The following is a 15,657-nucleotide window of genomic DNA, read 5'->3' as shown; positions in this document are numbered from 1 at the left end:
CCCCGTTGGTCTGCGCGTTGGTGGGTCTGACTGTCGGTCAGGCCGCGTCGGCGCGGTCGGTCTTGGTCAGACCGCGTCGGCGCGAAGGAACTCCGCCACCGGCGTCGACCCGGTGTTGAACCGGAAGGTGTTGCCGGCCGTACCGGGGTTCTCGACCACGTCGGCAACCACGTGCGCCACGTCACCGCGCGGCACCTGCGTCGACGAGCCGTCCCAGTCGACGGAGCCGGTCGGCTCGTCGTCGGTCAGGGTGCTCGGGGCGACGATCGTCCACTGCAGCCCCGAGTCACGGAGCACGGCGTCGGCGATCATCTTCGACTGCGCGTACGCGAAGAAGTCCTGGTCCTGCGGGACGCCGTGGTCGAGCTGCGAGCCCGAGAACGACACCATCACGTAGCGGTCGACGCGGGCCAGCTTCGCCCCCTGGATCGACAGCACCGCAGCGTCGCGGTCGATCGCCCAGGTCCGGTCGACGGACCCGCCACCGGCACCGGCCGACCACACCACGGCGTCGTGCCCGCGGACGAGTTCGGCGAAGTCGTTCAGGGACTGCTGCTGGATGTCCGCGACGAGCGGTTCGCCGCCGTGGGCTCGGATCTCGTCGGACTGGTCGGCGTTCCGGATGACGGAGGTGACCGTGTGTCCGCGCTCGGACAGGATGCGGGTGGCGAGGAGTGCGACCTTGCCGTGGCCGCCGAAGACGATGACGTTGCTCATGGGCCGGACGCTACTCGGCGCGGCTCCGTGCCCGGGGAACGCCCGACGTCCGCCCGACGTCCGCTCGGCGCCCGCGATGCTCGGAACACCCGAGGTCACCGTGCGTACCGTCGGGGGCAACACGACAGGAGTCACGATGAGCAAGCAGCACGAGCAGCACACCCTGGTCCGCACCCTGGTCCTCGGCATCATGAGCGGCGGCCGGAGCGCCACCCCGCTCGCCGTCCTCGCACTGAACCACGACCGGTCCTCGCTGAAGGGTTCGTGGCAGCAGTGGAAGGTCTTCAGCACCCCGGTCGGCCGTGGGCTGCTCGTGGCCTCTGCCATCGGTGAGCTCATCGGCGACAAGCTGCCGAAGACCCCGAACCGCATCGCCCCCTCGGCGCTGCTCGGACGTGTCGCGTCCGGTGCCCTCGCCGGTGCCGCCCTCGGCACGACGGGCAAGCGCGACCTGCGCATCGAGGGCGCGATCCTCGGTGGCGTCGGTGCCCTCGTCGGCAGCTTCGTCGGCTGGGGTGCGCGCAAGGCCCTCGGGGGTGCGGGCCTGCCCGACCCCGTCGTCGCGCTCGCCGAGGACGCCGCGACCATCGCCGGCTCCGTGAAGGTCATCACCGCCGACTGAGCGTGCCGCTCGTGCGCGGCGAGGGCCGCGCTCGCGGGCGCCGCGCTCGCCGCGGGCGCGTTTCGTGAGCAGGAACGGTCGGGTCGCACCGCCGCACCCGACCATTCCTGCTCACGATCCGCACGCCTCGGCCTACGGTGGCCCCCATGCACATCGTCGTCATCGGAGCCACCGGCCACATCGGCTCGTTCCTCGTCCCCCGTCTCGTCCGCTCGGGTCACCGGGTCGTCGCCGTCACCCGTGGCACGAGCACCCCGTACGCCGACGCCCCGGAGTGGCAGCAGGTCGAGCGGATCACCGCCGACCGCGAGCAGGAGGACCGCGACGGCACCTTCGGCAGCCGCATCGCCGCGCTCGGTGCCGATGCCGTCGTCGACCTCGTCTGCTTCACCGAGTCCTCCGCCGCAGCGCTGGTCGACGCGCTCCGCGGTACCGGCACGCACCTGGTGCACTGCGGCTCCATCTGGCGCGCCGGCGTCTCGCACGTGCTGCCGATCACCGAGCAGAACGCGACCCCGCCGTTCGGTGACTACGGCGTCCAGAAGGACGCAATCGCCCGGATGCTCAAGGAAGAAACCGTATCAGGCGGTTTGGTCACGACGTCGCTGCACCCCGGCCACATCAGCGGTCCGGGCTGGACGCCGATCGGTCCGCTCGGCAACCTCGACACGGCGGTGCTGACGAAGCTGTCCGCCGGCGAACCGCTCGAGGTCCCCGGTCTCGGTACCGAGACGATGGCCCACGTACACGCCGACGACGTCGCGCAGGCGTTCCAGCTCGCGGTCGAGCACCGCGATGCGGCGGCGGGCGAGGACTTCTTCGTCACGGCTCCGACGGCGCTCACCGCGCGCGGGTACGCCCACCTGGCAGCGTCGTGGTTCGGCCAGGAGGCCCGGCTCGACCCCGTCACGTGGGACCGGTTCCGCGAGACCACGGCTCCAGAGCACGCTGACGCCAGCTGGGAGCACCTGTTCCGCAGCCAGGTCTTCAGCACCGAGAAGGCGAGTCGTCTGCTCGGCTACGCACCGGCGTTCACCGCCGAGGAGACCGTGCTGGACGCCGTGCGCTGGCTCGTCGACCACGGTGAGCTCGAGGTCGCGAACCCCCTGGTCCGCTGAGCCCCGTGGTCAGGCCCGCTCCGGCTCGACCACGAGCCCGCGGTTCCGGTGCACGACCCAGACCGTCGCGGCGAACCCCGCCAGCACCGCGGCGCCGATCGTGACCGCCGTCCAGCCCCCGGCGTTCCACAGCACCGACGCCAGGGCCGAACCGATCGCTCCGCCGATGAAGTTCGAGGTGACGAAGGCGGTGTTGAGCCGGCTCCGCGCGGCCGGGTCCACCGAGAAGAGCCGGGTCTGGTTGAGCACGTTCGCGGCCTGCACGGCGACGTCGAGCAGCAGCACGGCGAGCAGCACCACGACGATCGAGTGCGCACGGATCCCGGCGACGACCAGGGAGACGAGCAGGAGCACGATCGCTCCCCCGGTGACGGGTACCGACAGCCCCCGGTCGTGCAGCCGCCCGACCCGCTGCGCCGCAACGGCACCCGCGAGCCCCACCAGGCCGACCAGCCCGATGCTGCTGGTGGAGAAGTCGTAGGGGTCGCTGCTCAGCAGGAACGTCAGGGCGGTCCAGAACATCGTGAACACGGCGAACACCGACGAGCTGATCACCAGAGTGACCTGGACGGTCCGGTGGGTCCGGACGGCACGGAACACCGACAGGATGAGCTGCGGGTACGGCACCCCGCCGCGGGCCTCGAGCTCCGGGATGGCGCGCCGCAGCAGCACGGCGAGGACGATCGCGACGACGGCGGCGAGCACGTAGATCGCGCGCCACCCGAACGCGTCCGCGACCAGGCCGCTGATCGTCCGCGACACGAGGATGCCGGTGAGCACCCCGGACGCGATCGTGCCGACGACGCGTCCGCGCTGCGCGGGGTCGGCGAGGTCCCCGGCAAGCGGGATGAGGAGCTGCCCGGCGACCGTGGTCAGCCCGACCAGCGCCAGGGCGACCAGGAGCGTCGCGAAGGTCGGAGCGATCGCGGCGAGCAGCAGCGCGACGGCGGAGGCGACGAGCACCCAGGGGATCAGGCGCCGGCGGTCGAGGACGTCCCCGAGCGGCACGACGAGCAGGATGCCGAGGGCGTAGCCGACCTGGGTCAGCGTGACGAGCAGCCCGGCGAGCGACGCCGAGGTGCCGAGCGACGATGCGATGTCGTCGAGCAGCGGCTGCGACCAGTACAGGTTGCCCACCGCCGCTCCCCCGGCGACGGCGAACAGCAGGGTCCGGCCCGTCGACATCGAGTGGTCCGTGCTCATGCTGCGGGTGCTCCCTCGTTCACGGCGGCCAGGGCGTTCAACGTGCGCGGGTAGCCGATGAGCGGGACGAGCACGGTCAGGACGTCCAGCATCTGCTGGCGGGTGTTCCCGACGTTCAGGTTGCCGGCCACGTGCCCCTGCACCTGGGCGTCGGCCCCGCCGAGCGCCGCGAGCAGCGCGAAGGTCAGGAGTTCACGGGTGGGCAGCGACAGGCCGTCCCGGCCGACGGTGTCCCCGAAGCAGTTGCCGGACAGGAACCGCTGGAAGTGCACGGCGTCCGCGGGGGCGTTCTCGTACATCGCGTCGACGCGGTCCGCACCGACGACGGCGCCCTGCACCGCTCGGCCGCGCTCGAGCCGGTCCGCCGGGGTCGTCGTCGACTGTCCGGCCAACGGCAGGGTGACCCCGCGGGCGACCAGTACGGCGTTGGTGATCGTCAGGAAGTCGGCGACTCGTGCGGAACCGACGTAGGCCACGGCCTGGTAGACGATCTCCTTCGCCTCGGTGGGCGAGAGCGGGCCGTCGATGGCCGCGTCCAGCAGGTCGCGGAACGCCGTCGGCGCCCCGGCCGCGATCGTCGCACCGAGCTGGACGACCACGCGGTCGTGCTCGCTGAGTGATGCGTTCCGCAGGGTCTCGTCCACGAAGTCGGCGTGGTACCGGGCGAACTCGGGGTCGGTGTCGGCGAAGGTCATGTCCTCGACGCTAGGGCCGACCGCAGGGCCGTGACAGGTGCTGTCCTCCCCCCTCAGCCGTCATTGTCGCCGGAACAGCTCCCCCAGGTGCCACGGCCCGGGCGCGAGCCGCACCGCTGCCTCGGCTCGGACACGCTCCTCGAGTTCACGGTCGCGGGTGAGCTCGTGGATCTCCTGCTCGGCACGCCACCGGAACCGCAGTCGGCCGAGGAACCCGGTCGGCGGAGCCGGGACGACGGTCTCGACGGACTCGGTCTCGTTCACGCGTCCTCCCCGGCAGCAGCACCAGCGACGGAAGCAGCACCTGCGGCGGAAGCGGTCGACGCAGCCGCCGCACTCGTCGCACCGGTCGCGCTCGTCGCCGCGAGGTTCGCCAGCAGTTGCAGCCGTTCCTCGGACGCCGACCCGGGCTCGGTGCCGTACACGACCATGGTCAGCCCCGAGTCCGTGACGAGCTCCATCGTCTCGTAGCTCATGTCGATGTCGCCCACGTCCGGGTGGTGCACGCGCTTCACACCGCTCCGGTGCCGCATCACGTCGTGTGCGGCCCAGCGCCGCCGGAACTCGTCACTGCGGGTGGAGAGCTCCCCGATCAGGTCGGTCAGTCCCTTGTCGTACGGCGAGCGGGCCGCCTCGGCGCGCAGGGCGGCGACCACGTCGCCGGCGACCGAGTCCCAGTCTCGCCAGAACTGCTGACCGCGCGGGTCGAGGAACGCGAAACGCGCGGTGTTCGGAGTGCCGGAGGGCGACAGGAACAGCGGCGAGTACACCGCGCGGGCGAGTGCGTTGCCGGCGAGGAAGTCGAACCGGCCGTTGCGGACCCAGGCCGGGGCGCTGATCGAGTCGAGCACCCGCTGCACGTTCGGCCGGACCTTCGACGTCGGGATTGTCCGGCGTGAGGCACCCGAAGCGTTCTGCAGGCGGGCCAGGTCGAACAGGTGCGCGTGCTCGGCATCGTCGAGACGCAGCGCACGGGACAACGACTCGAGGACGCTCTCGGAGACCCCGGTCAGGTTCCCGCGCTCGAGGCGGACGTAGTAGTCGACGCTCATCCCCGCGACCAGCGCGAGCTCTTCGCGCCGCAGCCCCTTGACGCGGCGGACCCCACCGAAGTCGGGCAGACCGACCTGCTGCGGCGTGACGCGCTCGCGGCGTGTGCGGAGGAAGTCGCGCACTTCGCTTCTGGTGTCCATGCGTCCACGGTACGGCCGGCCGGGTGCCGGAAGCAGGGGTTGGTGGTACCCGTCAGCAGGGATCGGCCCGGACCCGGACGGGACGGACACGAGCCGGTTCGACCGGGTGATCCCGGAGGTCTGACGCGACCACGAGCCCCCGAGAGGCGCGGTGCGGGCCCGCCCCGTCCCTCCCGGCACATGCGGTGGTCGCACCGCCGCGTCAGGCGAGCTGGCGCGCCCGCTCCGCGATGCCCTCGGTCGCCGCCCACGACGCCAGCACCCGCAGGGCGTCGGCGGTCGGGCTGCCCGGCGTCGCCGGGTAGATGGTGAGCGCGAGCCCCGGGTCCTCGGCGAGTTCGAGCGTCTGGAAGTGCAGTTCGAGCGGCCCCACGACGCTGTGCCGGAAGGACTTCACGCCGGCGTAGTGGCGGCGGACGTCGTGCGCTGCCCAGAGCTCGCGGAAGTCGTCGCTCCGCATCGACAGCTCGCCGATCAGCGCGGCGAGGTCCTTGTCGTTCGGCGTCCGGCCCGCTTCGCGGCGCAGGATCGCGACGTTCGTGTGCGCGGCCCGCTGCCAGTCCTGGTAGAAGTTCCGCGCCTGCGGGTCGAGGAAGATGAAGCGCGAGAAGTTCATCGGCCGCGCCGGTGCCGCGACCAGGTCCGAGTGCATCGCGAAGCCGAGCGCGTTCGCGGCGACGATGTCCTGCCGGTTGTTGATGATCATCGCCGGGGCGTCCGTGACGACGTCGAGCAGGTACTGCAGCTCGGGCCGGACGGCAGCGACGGGCACGACACGACCGGCGCGACGGGGGGTCTCGTTCTGGTGCTGCGACAGGTCGCGCAGGTGCTCCTGCTCGGCGGGGTCGAGCTGCAGGGCCCGGCCGATGGCGTCGAGCACGCTGTCCGAGACCCCCTGCAGGTTCCCGCGCTCGAGTCGCGTGTAGTAGTCGATGCTGACGCCGGCCAGGCGTGCGACCTCTTCGCGACGCAGCCCGGTGACGCGGCGCCGTGTGCCGAAGGTCTCGACGCCGGCCTGCTCGGGGGTGATGCGGGCGCGACGGCTGGAGAGGAAGTCGCGCGCTTCGTCGCGGTGGTTCATGCCGTCACGGTACTTGGCCCCGTCCGGCGCGAGCGAGGGGCTGCGGGAACCCCTTTCACGTGCGCGTGAACGGGACGGAGACGATCCGGTCGTCCCCGCTCGACGGTGTCCCGCGGCCGTCGGTGTTGTTCGTGACGAACCAGAGCGTGTCCGACGGGCCCTCGAGCACCGTCCGGATGCGGCCGAAGTCACCCGCGAAGTACTCGGTCGCCGTGCCGGGGTCGTCGGCCGGGACCGCCCGGAGCACCTCGCCCCGCAGGTTCGCGACGAACACCGTGTCGTCGACGACGGCGAGGCCGCTCGGGGACGCCTCGTCGGTGGACCACTGCTGCACGGGGTCGACGAAGCCCTGGTCCTCGCCGCCGGTGCCCTCGACCTCGGGCCAGCCGTAGTTCGACCCGGGCTCGATCACGTTGAGCTCGTCGTTGGTGTTCTCGCCGAACTCCGACGCGAACATCGTGCCGTCCGACGACCACCCCATGCCCTGCACGTTGCGGTGCCCGAGGCTCCACACCGGCGAGCCGTCGATCGGGTTGTCGGCGGGGACGTCGCCGTCCGGGGTGAGCCGCAGGATCTTGCCCGCGAGTGACTCCTCGTCCTGCGCGTCCGTGCTCGCGCCGGCGTCCCCGACGCTCGCGTAGAGCATGTCGTCGGGCCCGAACGCGATCCGGCCGCCGTCGTGGAACGTGTTCTTCGGCAGGCCGTCGATGATCGTCGTCGCCTCGCCGAGCCCCCACGACCCGGTGCTCCCCGTCAGCTCGTACCGCTGGATCCGGTTGCCGTCGTCGGCCGTGGAGTAGACGAACAGGTCGTCGTCGTGCAGCGCGAGCCCGAGCAGTCCGCCCTCGCCGCCGTGGCTGACACCGTCGACCGTGCCGACTCGACGGGTGGTGCCGTCGGACCGCAGCTCGAGCACCCGGGCCGAGTCGCGCTCGCTGACCAGCGCGTCGCCGTCGTCACCCGTCAGGACCACCGACCAGGGGGCCTCCAGGCCGGTGACCACGTCGGTGGTGTCACCGTCGAGCGCCACCTGACCGGCCGACAGGTCGGCGGGCGCGGTCGCGCGCGCCGACGGCGAACCGCCCCGGTCGGATCCGTCCCGCTCTGCTCCGTCGCCGCTCGTGCAGGCGGTGAGGGCCAGTGCGGCGACGGCGGCGAGGCCGGCCACCGACCAGCGGCGGCGGCTGCGGGGCGTTCCGGCGGGTGTGTCCACGATGATCCTCCCGGGGTCGTGGGTCGATCACACACGCTGCGTTCGGGAAACCCCTGAGGGGGTCTGTCGGCACCTCCCGACGGTGCGCACGGCGGCCTACCGTCGTCGGCATGCAGATCGAACCGAAGCAGCCGACCGTCAAGAACCCGCCCGAGCAGTTCACCGGCGACGTGTACCTCGACGCCATCGCCTCGCCGAAGGAGCCCGGTCAGACGATGACCGTCGCCAAGGTCCGGTTCCTGCCCGGCGCCCGCACCGCCTGGCACTCGCACGCCAAGGGCCAGACCCTGCACGTCACCGAGGGCGTCGCGCGGATGGGCACCCGGGACGGCCGCGTCATCGAGGTGCAGGCTGGACAGACCGTCTACACGCCCGCCGGTGAGGAACACTGGCACGGCGCGACCCCCACCGACTACATGGAACACCTCGCGATGCTCGAGGCCGCCGCCGACCCGGCGACGACCACCACCTGGCTCGAGCACGTGAGCGACGAGGAGTACACCGCATGACCACCATCGCCATCGTCGGCGCCGGCAAGGGCCTCGGCCTCGCCGTCGCCGAGCGCTTCGCCCGTGAGGGCTTCGCCGTCGCCCTGATCTCCCGCAACCAGGACCGCCTGGACGGCCTCGCCGCGGAACTGCGCGAGCGCGGCCACACCGCAGCCGGGTTCGCCGCGAACGTCCGTGACGGGGACTCCCTGCGCACCGCACTCGAGCGCGCCACCGAGCAGCTCGGCCCCATCGAGGTGCTGCAGTACAGCCCGCTCCCCGCCAAGGAGTACATGCGCCCCGTGCTCGAGACCACGGCGGACGACCTGGTCGGCCCGATCGAGTTCTCGGTCTACGGCTCGGTCAACGCCGTCCGCCAGGTGCTGCCCGGCATGCGCGCGATCGGCCACGGCACGATCCTGTTCGTCAACGGCGGCAGCGCGGTCCGACCGGGCGCCCGCGTCACCGGCACGTCCGTCGCCTTCGCGGCCGAGAGCGCCTACGCGCAGCTGTTGCACGACGCCGTCCGCGACGAGGACGTCCACGTCGGCCAGCTCATCATCCCGTTCGGCATCGACGACGGGCGGCCCGAGCACTCCGGGGAGTCCATCGCCGACCGCCTGTGGGCGATCCACACGGAGCGCGGCGACTTCCGCACCTATGCGGAGGCGCTGCCCGAGCTCGCGTGAGCGGCGCTCGCCGCTTCGTGAGCAGGAACGGTCGGGTCCGGCACAGCGACCCGACCATTCCTGCTCACCATGTGACGGACTGGAGGCCCGTGGCGACCCCGCCGCGGGCCTCCCGTCCGTCAGTCCGGCAAGTGCACTTTCGCGAGCTCCATGGACGCTTCTCGCCAGGAGCGCGCGCGGGCGGTGCTCATCACCGCGACGTGCGGTTCTGCCCAGTCGGTGATCGCCGGCCCGCGCATCATTCGACCGGTGTGCGCGATCACGGCTCGGAGTGCGGCCTCGGTCAGCTCGGCCGCGAACGCCTCGCCCCCGGGCACCCCCGCGAGTTCGGTGAGGTAGGCATCCCCGAATCGTTCCGCCGCCGCCGCGCGCAGATAGGGGCTGTCGAGGCGCTCGTACCAGCGCCGGACGAACGCGTCGTACGGAGCCATGTCCACAGCGAAGCCGCCCGAGGCGAAGAGCAGGTCGGCGACCCGGTCGGGAGTCAGCCCCTGAGCTTCGGCGACCGCGGCTTCGATCGCTCCGGCATCGACGAGCCGTGCAATATCGCTCATCTCACCCATCCGTTGCTGATGTGGCCACTCAAGGACGTCCGCACTGTGATCGTTCGGTTGTTGTGACGCCAAACGTAGTCAATGTGCTTCCGAGTCTTCGTTGCCGGTCACTTCGTGAGCAGAAGACGTCGAGTCCGAGCAGCCGACTCGACATCTTCTGCTCACCAAGCGAAGCGGAGCGCACGACGCAGCGCGCGGCTCAGGCAGCGCGCGCATCAGTGCGCCCGTCGCACCGCCACCCGCCGCCGACCCCGCGAGGTCAGCCACGCCCCGGCCGTCACCACGAGGGGCAGGCCGATCGCGAGCAGGGCCAGCACCGGCCAGTCCGGCATGAACGGCATGTGGTTCACGCCGACCGGGCTCTCGGTGAAGCGCAGGGTCAAGGCGCGGATCGGCAGGAGTCCGAGGAGCGTCCCGATCACCGAGCCGACCGTGGCCAGGATCGCCGCCTGCCAGGTCGACACCCCTCGGCGCAGGCGCGGTGCGGCACCGATGGCGTCGAGCACCTCGTCGTCCCGCCGGCCGTCGGACCGTGCGAGTCCGATCGCCACCGCCGTCGCACCGATCGTGACGGCCGCGGCCAGTGCGAGCACGATCGCCCGGATGATCGCCTCGTTGTCGGTGGGGCCGGCTTCGTACATGAACGACGGGCCGCTCCACCGGGCACGGTCGTCGCCGCCGAAGCTCTGCCACGCCGAGCTCAGCTCGTCCGCCTGGGCCGGGTCGAGGTCGTGGGGCAGCGTCGTGACGAGCATGCCGTCGACCACGGGCACGCCGTACTGCTCGGCGGTCGCCTTCGTCATGAAGACGCCGACCTGGATCCGCGGGGTCTGCACGTCGAGTACCGCGGGGATCGAGACGCTGGCCGCCGGTCGGCTCCGCTCGGTGATGGGGTCGCTCTCCCACGTCCGGTCGTGGAAGGTGTCGACGCGGACCGCGCCGTCGTGGGCGTACTCGGGCCAGAGCGACACGGCCTCGCCGCCCTCGAGCGCGTCCCGCACGGCGGCGGACGGCCGGTGCCCGGTGAGCACGGCGTAGTCGTCCACGGTCCCGGTCCAGATGTGCGGGCTCGACACGCTCGCCGTGTCGAGGTAGTACGAGCAGCTCCTGGTGTCGTTCACCGGGCAGTCGTACGCGCTCCAGCGGTGCGGGATCGTGACGGTCGAGGGGGTGTCGCCTGGCTGCTCCTGCGCGACACCGAGCACCCGGATGCGGTCCTGGTCGAAGACCCCGGACACCACCTTCGCGGCGTGGGCCGTCAGTTCTGCGTCGTGGCGACCGGTACTGCCGCCGTCCTTCGTCTCGGTCTGCACCTCGGCCGTCGCCACCCCGACCGCCGTGGAGTACTCGTATCCACGGACGTACTGGGCGTGGCTCGACGCGCTCCACGTGATCACGACGGAGGCCACGAAGACGACGCTCATGACGCTCGCCAGCACCGGCACCGTGCGGACCGGGTTGCGGCGGGCGTCGCGGGCGGCGAGCCGGGCGGACAGACCGGCCCGCGAGGTGAGCCGGGTGATCAGGGCGAGCAGCCACGGTGAGCAGATGGCGATGCCGAGCTGCATCAGGCACGGCCCGATCGCGACGCCGACACCGACGACGTAGGCCCACCGGTCCTGCTGCACCGGACGGTCGTTGAGCATGAGCACCCCGACACCGCACGCCAACGTCATCACGGCGCCGAGGACCACGAGCAGCGGCCCCCAGATGCGACGACGACGGCGGGCCGGACGGCTGACGGGCACCGGACGGAGCGAGCCCCGCAGTGCCGCGAGCACGTTGATCCGGGTCGCCGACCGTGCGGCGACGAGCGCGGAGACGAGTCCGGCGAGCACCCCGGCGGCCGCGATGGACAGCAGCAGGAGCGGCGGCACGTGCAACCCCGGGAACGACGCCACGTTGCCGTTGTCGATCAGTCGGTAGGCGAGCACGCCGATCCCGGTGCCGGCGGCGACCCCGAGGACCGCGCCGACGAGGCCGAGCACCAGGCCCGACCCGGCGACGATCGCGCGGACGAACCGCTTGTCCCCGCCGACGCTCGTGACGATGGCGTACGAGCGGGTGTCCGCCCGGGTACCGACCAGGAACGCAGCCCCGGCGAGCAGGGCGACCTCGAACATCGCGAAGACGCCGAGCAGTCCCATCGCCCCGAGGTACCAGCCGAGCGACGAGCCCAGCTGCCCACCGGGGAGCCGGGCGTCGGGCGGGTCGAGCACGACCGGACGCGACTGCACGATGATGCCGTGCGCGTTGAGCTGCCGGATCTCCGACCAGGTCGGGGCGTCCGACGGCAGGTACACGGTGACGTCGGTGAGCCCGGCGTCGTCGGTGGTGTCGGTCGTCGCGAGCGTCGTGCCCCACGGCAGGAACACCCCCTGCGTCCCCGGATCGGTCCCCAGGTCGGTCATGGTCCCGGTGATCGTGAAGCGCTTGGTGACCGGGTCGGTCAGGTCCACCGTGTCGCCGATGTGCGCCCCGAGGCGTTCGAGCGTCGCCGGCGTGACCATGAGCTCACTGCGCGTGGTCGGCCTGGAACCGTCGAGCACGTGCCAGTGGCCCTCGAGCGACGGGTCCCAGACGCTGCCCTCGACGGCGGTCAGTCCGACCGGGCCGTGTGCCCCCTGCACCACGACGGGCGTGCTGCCGACCGGGATCGACAGGGCGCCGTCGGGCACGTGCGCCAGGACGTTCGCGAAGGGGGAGTCCTCGTCCGAATCCGTGACGGGGCTGTTCCGCTTCGAGTCCGTGGACTGCCACTGGACGGGGTCCTGCACCATGCCGGGCAGGTCCGGGCCGGACACCCGCATCTGCGCCGATGCCTGGCCGAGGTCGTAGTCGAGCCGCTCGGTTGCGGTGGCCTGTGTGGACTGCACCACGACGGCGACCGCGGCGAACCCGGCGGTGGGGATCCCGATGAGCGCGATGATCAGTGCCGCGCGGCCCGCCTTCGCGAACGCCAGTCGACGCCCCAGACGGAGCGCCGGTCTCAGGGCGAACGGCGTCCGGCCGGTCCCGGCACGCCGACCCCGGCTCACGAGGCGGTCCGGTCCGTCAGCGCCGCCTCGACGCCCGAGTACACGGTCTCGTCGACCACCCGACCGTCGCGCAGGAACACGATCCGGTCCGCCCAGGCCGCGTGCCGGGCGTCGTGGGTCACCAGGAGGGCGCCGGCTCCGGCGTCGACGTGCCGACGGAGCATGCGGAGCACGACCTCGCCGGTCTGCGAGTCGAGGGCTCCGGTCGGCTCGTCGGCGAGCACGAGCCGGCGCTCGCCGACCACCCCGCGGGCGATCGCGACGCGCTGCTGCTGGCCGCCGGACAGGTCGTCCGGGTAGGCGTCGGATCGGTGCGACAGCTCGACGTTGTCCAGCGCGAGTTCCGCGGCGCGGCGGGCCTGCGAGGCCTTCCACCCGTCGAGCTCGAGCGGCAGTGCCACGTTCTCGACCGCGGTCAGCGAGGGGATCAGGTTGAAGTCCTGGAACACGAACCCGATGAGCCGGCGCCGCAGCGCTGCGAGCTCCTTGGCGGGACGGTCGGACACGAAGGCGCCGTCGATCAGCACCTCACCGCTCGTCGGTGGCAGCAGGGTGCCGGCGCAGGCGAGCAGCGTCGACTTGCCCGACCCCGAGGTGCCCATCACGGCCACCATCTCGCCGCGCTCGACCCGCAGGTCGATGCCGGCCAAGGCGGTGACGGCCTTCGCGCCGGAGCCGTAGTGCACGCTCACGGCGTCGAGCTGCAGGAGCGGTGCGGCGGTCACCGTGCGCTCCGCGAAGCGGAAGCCGCAGCGGCAGCGGCAGCGGCAGCGGAAGCCGCAGCGTCGGCACTGGCAGGCGCCGCCTGGTGCTCGTCCGGCCGGTACCGCGCGACGCTCGACTCCACGTGGTCGAGCCAGCGCACCTCGGCCTCGGCCTGGAACACCATCGACTCGAGCACGAGCGACCACGCCAGGTCCGTCGACGGGTCGGTCGTGCGCTTCAGCCGTGTCAGGTCCTGCAGGTTCCGGATCGCGGCACCGCGCTGCACCTGCACCAGCCGGGCGACGTCGACCCCGGGCACGGTCACGGCGAGGGCGAACTTGATCGCCAGCTCGTCGCGGCCGCGCTTCGCGGGCACGGGCTCGCTGAACCAGCGTGCCACCTCCGCGCGACCCGCGTCGGTCGCCGTGTAGACGACGTGTCCGTCGTCGTCGGCGTCGCCGCGGGCCACCAGGCCGTCGCGTTCCAGGCGGTCCAGGGTCGTGTAGACCTGGCCGATGTTCAGCGGCCAGCTCCCGCCGGTGCGGTGCTCGAACTCCCCCCGGAGCTGGTACCCGTAGCCGGGTCCCCCCACCAGCAGCGCGAGTACGCCCATCCGAACGCTCATGGCACTTCCCCTGTCTCGGGCCACCGTGGCCATACTGAGTATGCACATACCCGGTATGCGTGCGCAAGCACGGATCTGGACAGGGCAGAAAACGGACGGGAGGCGCGGTGCCAGCTGGCACCGCGCCTCCCGTCCGTCTGCTGGTCGCGCCGGGTCAGTGACCCAGCTTCGCCAGCTCCTCGAACTCGTCGTCGGTCAGCTCGACGGTGGCACCCGCGAGGTTGTCCTCCAGGTGCGCGACGCTCGACGTGCCGGGGATCGGCAGCATCACCGGGGAGCGCTTCAGCAGCCAGGCGAGCGCGAGCTGTGCCGGGGTGGCACCCTTGCGCTCGGCGATCTCGGTGAGCGGCGAGTCCTCGCCGGTCAGGCCACCCGTGGCCAGGGGGAACCACGGGATGAAGCCGATGCCCTGCTGCTCGGACCAGTCGAGCAGCTCCTCGGCGTCACGCTTCTGCAGGTTGTAGAGGTTCTGCACGGAGACGATCGTGGCGATCTCCTGCGCGGCCTTGACCTCGTCGACGGAGACCTCGGACAGGCCGATGTGGCGGATCTTGCCCTCGTCCTGCAGCTTCTTCAGCTCGCCGACCTGGTCCTCGAGCGGGACCTTCGGGTCGATGCGGTGCAGCTGGAACAGGTCGATGCGCTCGAGGCCCAGGCGGCGGAGGCTCATCTCGGCCTCTTGCCGGAGGTACTCCGGGCGGCCGACGGGCGGCCAGACGTTCGGGCCGGTGCGGGTGAGGCCGGCCTTCGTGGCGATGACGACGTCGTCGCCGTAGGGGTGCAGGGCCTCCTTGAGGAGCTCCTCGGCGACGTAGGGGCCGTACGAGTCGGCGGTGTCGAAGAAGTTCACGCCGAGCTCGACGGCACGCTTGAGGACGCGGATCGCCTCGTCGTGGTCCTTCGGCGGTCCCCAGACGCCGGGGCCGGTGAGCTGCATGGTGCCGTAGCCGAGCCGGTTGACCTCGAGGTCGCCGCCGATGCGGAAGGTGCCGGAGGACGCGGCCGGACGGTTCGTGGTGTCAGTGCCTGTGGTCATGTCCCCGGTCTACGCCCGGTGCGTTGCCGGTCCCTGAGTCGGTGTCCCCCGACCGCTTTCCGGGTTCGCAGGGTCTACGGACGGGTGGGTCGCGGGTACGGGGTCTCGCCGCGTTCGAGTCCGCCGACGAGCTTGATGAGCCGGTTCGTCCGCACCGTGGCGTTCGGGGCGGTGGTGATGCGGTGCAGCACGGCGTACCGGTTGGTGGCGTCGAGCTCGGCGAACAGCGCGGCGGCTGCGGGGGCGGCGTCGAGCGCGGCCTGCAGGTCCTCGGGCACCGTGGCCGTTGCCGAGCCGGCGTAGGCGCGGTCCCACCGGCCGTCGCCCTTGGCGCGCTCGATCTCGGCGTGCCCGCGCTCCCGCATCCGCCCCTCGGCGATGAGTGCGGCGACCAGGCCGAGGTTCCGCTGCGACCACAGCGAAGCCTTCCGGCGCGGGGTGAACCGCTGGCGGTAGGTCGTGTCGTCGCGCCCGCGCCGCTGCCCGTCGATCCACCCGGAGCAGAGCGCCTCGTCGAGGGCCGTGTCGTAGGTCAGCGTCGTCGGCTCCGTGACGCCCTTCTTCGCGAGCACGAGCCACACCCCGTCCGGTTCGTGCTCGTGGTCGTCGAGCCAGGCGCGCCACGCGGCGACGTCCGGCAGTACCAGGTCGACGATGTCCATGCGGTCATCGTAGGACCG

17 protein-coding genes are annotated in these 15,657 nt (G+C 72.0%); 4 read left to right on the top strand and 13 right to left on the bottom strand.

From position 1 onward, the window contains the following. Positions 1-66: 66 nt before the first annotated feature. Entirely contained in the window at positions 67-717 is a 651-nt protein-coding gene (locus DEJ05_RS01250) for an NAD(P)H-binding protein (protein WP_111109521.1), read from the bottom strand. Positions 718-853: 136 nt separating this feature from the next. Between DEJ05_RS01250 and DEJ05_RS01245 the strand changes: the two genes are divergently transcribed. Beyond that, positions 854-1,339, top strand: a complete 486-nt coding sequence (locus DEJ05_RS01245; protein WP_163342984.1) for a DUF4126 family protein — start codon at positions 854-856, stop codon at positions 1,337-1,339. Between the two features lie 146 nt (positions 1,340-1,485). Beyond that, positions 1,486-2,457, top strand: a complete 972-nt coding sequence (locus tag DEJ05_RS01240; protein ID WP_111109520.1) for an NAD(P)-dependent oxidoreductase — start codon at positions 1,486-1,488, stop codon at positions 2,455-2,457. Positions 2,458-2,466: 9 nt separating this feature from the next. Here the strand turns inward: DEJ05_RS01240 and DEJ05_RS01235 are convergent, their stop codons facing one another. The 6 genes from DEJ05_RS01235 to DEJ05_RS01210 form a co-directional block, all read right to left on the bottom strand. Continuing rightward, a complete protein-coding gene (locus DEJ05_RS01235; protein WP_111109519.1) occupies positions 2,467-3,660 on the bottom strand; it encodes an MFS transporter in 1,194 nt (397 codons plus the stop codon). After that, positions 3,657-4,355 carry a carboxymuconolactone decarboxylase family protein gene (locus tag DEJ05_RS01230; RefSeq protein WP_111109518.1) on the bottom strand — a complete coding sequence of 233 codons (699 nt, stop codon included), beginning with the start codon at positions 4,353-4,355 and terminating at the stop codon, positions 3,657-3,659. The genes DEJ05_RS01235 and DEJ05_RS01230 overlap by 4 nt, the downstream gene beginning before the upstream one ends. Positions 4,356-4,415: 60 nt before the next feature. Then, positions 4,416-4,619 (bottom strand): hypothetical protein, encoded by a 204-nt coding sequence (locus DEJ05_RS01225; protein WP_111109517.1) that lies wholly within the window; start codon positions 4,617-4,619, stop codon positions 4,416-4,418. Continuing rightward, complete coding sequence (locus DEJ05_RS01220) at positions 4,616-5,548, bottom strand: helix-turn-helix transcriptional regulator (protein ID WP_181440619.1); 933 nt, start codon at positions 5,546-5,548, stop codon at positions 4,616-4,618. The genes DEJ05_RS01225 and DEJ05_RS01220 overlap by 4 nt, the downstream gene beginning before the upstream one ends. Before the next feature lie 202 nt (positions 5,549-5,750). Further along, complete coding sequence (locus DEJ05_RS01215) at positions 5,751-6,629, bottom strand: helix-turn-helix transcriptional regulator (RefSeq protein ID WP_111028872.1); 879 nt, start codon at positions 6,627-6,629, stop codon at positions 5,751-5,753. 55 nt (positions 6,630-6,684) lie between these two features. After that, positions 6,685-7,842, bottom strand: a complete 1,158-nt coding sequence (locus DEJ05_RS01210; protein ID WP_111109515.1) for a sorbosone dehydrogenase family protein — start codon at positions 7,840-7,842, stop codon at positions 6,685-6,687. 110 nt (positions 7,843-7,952) lie between these two features. On the opposite strand from DEJ05_RS01210, the gene DEJ05_RS01205 reads away from it, so the two are divergent. Then, positions 7,953-8,351, top strand: coding sequence for a cupin domain-containing protein (locus tag DEJ05_RS01205; RefSeq protein ID WP_111028874.1), 399 nt, complete (start codon positions 7,953-7,955; stop codon positions 8,349-8,351). Then, complete coding sequence (locus tag DEJ05_RS01200) at positions 8,348-9,019, top strand: SDR family oxidoreductase (RefSeq protein ID WP_111087659.1); 672 nt, start codon at positions 8,348-8,350, stop codon at positions 9,017-9,019. Before DEJ05_RS01205 ends, DEJ05_RS01200 begins: the two co-directional genes overlap by 4 nt. A 119-nt stretch (positions 9,020-9,138) precedes the next feature. Here the strand turns inward: DEJ05_RS01200 and DEJ05_RS01195 are convergent, their stop codons facing one another. The 6 genes from DEJ05_RS01195 to DEJ05_RS01170 all read right to left on the bottom strand — a co-directional run bounded on the left by DEJ05_RS01195 (position 9,139) and on the right by DEJ05_RS01170 (position 15,639). Continuing rightward, the gene (locus DEJ05_RS01195; protein WP_146244988.1) at positions 9,139-9,582 is read right to left on the bottom strand and encodes a hypothetical protein; all 444 of its coding nucleotides are present in this window, start codon (positions 9,580-9,582) and stop codon (positions 9,139-9,141) included. Between the two features lie 206 nt (positions 9,583-9,788). Beyond that, the gene (locus DEJ05_RS01190) at positions 9,789-12,611 is read right to left on the bottom strand and encodes an ABC transporter permease (RefSeq protein WP_111109513.1); all 2,823 of its coding nucleotides are present in this window, start codon (positions 12,609-12,611) and stop codon (positions 9,789-9,791) included. Continuing rightward, on the bottom strand, positions 12,608-13,336 hold the full coding sequence (locus tag DEJ05_RS01185) for an ABC transporter ATP-binding protein (protein ID WP_071404089.1): 729 nt from the start codon (positions 13,334-13,336) through the stop codon (positions 12,608-12,610). Before DEJ05_RS01185 ends, DEJ05_RS01190 begins: the two co-directional genes overlap by 4 nt. Then, positions 13,333-13,941: a PadR family transcriptional regulator gene (locus tag DEJ05_RS01180; RefSeq protein ID WP_258376059.1), complete on the bottom strand. Its 609-nt coding sequence runs from the start codon at positions 13,939-13,941 to the stop codon at positions 13,333-13,335. Before DEJ05_RS01180 ends, DEJ05_RS01185 begins: the two co-directional genes overlap by 4 nt. A gap of 154 nt (positions 13,942-14,095) precedes the next feature. Then, the gene (locus DEJ05_RS01175; protein ID WP_110859382.1) at positions 14,096-14,977 is read right to left on the bottom strand and encodes an aldo/keto reductase; all 882 of its coding nucleotides are present in this window, start codon (positions 14,975-14,977) and stop codon (positions 14,096-14,098) included. Positions 14,978-15,051: 74 nt separating this feature from the next. Beyond that, the gene (locus DEJ05_RS01170; protein WP_111109511.1) at positions 15,052-15,639 is read right to left on the bottom strand and encodes a YdeI family protein; all 588 of its coding nucleotides are present in this window, start codon (positions 15,637-15,639) and stop codon (positions 15,052-15,054) included. Positions 15,640-15,657 lie beyond the last annotated feature (18 nt).

Source organism: Curtobacterium sp. MCLR17_045, assembly GCF_003234405.1.
Classification (GTDB): Bacteria; Actinomycetota; Actinomycetes; order Actinomycetales; family Microbacteriaceae; genus Curtobacterium; species Curtobacterium flaccumfaciens.
The sequence above is the reverse complement of the archived record's forward strand: the minus strand, read 5'-3'. Positions and strand labels throughout refer to the sequence as shown.